The sequence below is a fragment of the Pseudomonas sp. BS-2016 genome, from assembly GCF_001806145.1.
Classification (GTDB): Bacteria; Pseudomonadota; Gammaproteobacteria; order Pseudomonadales; family Pseudomonadaceae; genus Aquipseudomonas; species Aquipseudomonas lundensis.
The window spans coordinates 1-1,773 of record NZ_MLCT01000149.1 but is presented as its reverse complement, the minus strand read 5'-3'; the positions used below and the strand labels follow the sequence as shown (position 1 = coordinate 1,773).

The window sequence follows — 1,773 nt, the reverse complement described above, 5'->3', positions numbered from 1 at the left end:
GCGCGGCATTGCCTATGCCCTGCTGACCGGCCAGACCCGGGATCGACGTACACCAGTGAAAGACTTCCAGAGCGGCAAGCTGCAAATCTTTTTGATCAGCCTGAAGGCCGGCGGCGTCGGCTTGAACCTGACCGAAGCCGACACGGTTATCCACTATGACCCCTGGTGGAACCCGGCCACGGAAAACCAGGCCACCGACCGTGCGTACCGCATCGGGCAGGAAAAGCCGGTGTTCGTGTACAAGATGATTGCCCGGGGCACAGTGGAGGAGAAAATCCAGCATTTGCAGAAGGAGAAGTCCGATCTGGCTGCGGGCGTGCTGGATGGGCGAACCACGGGGGATTGGCAGTTGGGCAATGACGAGATTGAAGCGTTGTTTGCGCCGTTGCCCAACAAGCAAGAGAAGCGCTGACTGTTAGGCCGCCTTCGCGAGCAAGCCAGCTCCCACACCTGAATGTATTCACAAATCAAAATGTGGGAGCTGGCTTGCCTGCGATGGCCGCGCTTCGGTTTTCAGTCGATCAACTGCGCATCACGCAACGCAATAAGCGCTGTCAGCCAACGCGGGTCCTGCTTATAGTCCGTCGAGGCAACCGCCTGCCCACGCATACGCGCAATCCGCGCCGATGGCGTGACCTTCATCCGCTGTGCTGCACTGAGCGCCAGCTCGGCCGCCGCACGGTCATTGCACACCAAGCCCATGTCACAACCGGCGGTCAGCGCCGCTTCGATACGACTGGCCGCATCGCCGACCACATGGGCCCCGGCCATGGACAGGTCATCGCTGAAGATCACCCCGTCGAACTGCAACTCACCGCGCAGGATGTCCTGCAACCAGCGACGCGAAAAACCAGCAGGCTGGGCATCGACCTGCGGGTAGATGACGTGCGCCGGCATCACGGCGGCCAATTGCTTGCTCAGGCGTGCGAAAGGCACCAGGTCGTTGGCGCGAATCTGTTCCAGGCTGCGCTCGTCATTGGGAATGGCGACGTGGGAATCGGCCTCGGCCCAACCATGGCCAGGGAAGTGCTTGCCGGTGGCGGCCATGCCGGCGCTGTTCATGCCACGGATAAATGCGCCCGCGAGCACGGCAGCGCGCTCGGGGTCGCCTTCGAAAGCACGGGTACCGACCACGGCGCTGCGTTGGTAGTCGAGGTCCAGCACGGGGGCAAAACTCAGGTCCAGGCCCACCGCCAGCACCTCGGTGGCCATGATCCAGCCGCACTGCTCAGCCAGGTATTCAGCGTTGGGGTTATCCGCCAGCGCACGCATGGCCGGCAGGCGCACGAAGCCTTGGCGCAGACGCTGTACGCGGCCGCCTTCCTGATCCACAGCCAGCAGCAGGTCCGGGCGCACTGCGCGAATGGCTGCGCTCAATTCGCGAACCTGACGCGGGTGCTCGATATTGCGCGCAAAAATGATCAGGCCGCCCACTTCCGGTTGGCGCAACAGATGACGATCCTCGGCCGTGAGCCAGGTACCGGCGACGTCGACCATCAAAGAACCTTTCAGGGCAGCAGTCATAAACCTTCCTTAAATAACGCACACAACCCGTGGTCCCTGCCAGGCAGGGCAAGGACGACGGGTTGTGAATAAATAGCTGAAATCGGCATGGCGGCTAGCTTAGCGGATGCAAGCGACCGCGCCCACCCGCAGCGATCAAACCTTGGCGGCGACCGGTACGGTTTTACTGCGCGGGCGCAACTGGGCGGTGGCCATGGCCGGGTCGGTGACGCCGGTTTCGGCGCGCATGCCAGCGGCAAGGAACGGCAC

At 62.7% G+C, this 1,773-nt stretch carries 2 protein-coding genes and 1 pseudogene; 1 reads left to right on the top strand and 2 read right to left on the bottom strand.

From position 1 onward, the window contains the following. Window positions 1-412, top strand: a 412-nt coding sequence (locus tag BKD70_RS23185; protein ID WP_139145819.1) for a helicase-related protein, incomplete at its 5' end; no start/stop codon positions are given. A 101-nt stretch (window positions 413-513) separates the two neighbouring features. Here the strand turns inward: BKD70_RS23185 and nagZ are convergent. Continuing rightward, window positions 514-1,524: a beta-N-acetylhexosaminidase gene (gene nagZ / locus BKD70_RS23180; RefSeq protein ID WP_070415481.1), complete on the bottom strand. Its 1,011-nt coding sequence runs from the start codon at window positions 1,522-1,524 to the stop codon at window positions 514-516. Between the two features lie 135 nt (window positions 1,525-1,659). Continuing rightward, a pseudogene (locus tag BKD70_RS24955) lies at window positions 1,660-1,773 on the bottom strand (TetR family transcriptional regulator); the annotation flags it as partial.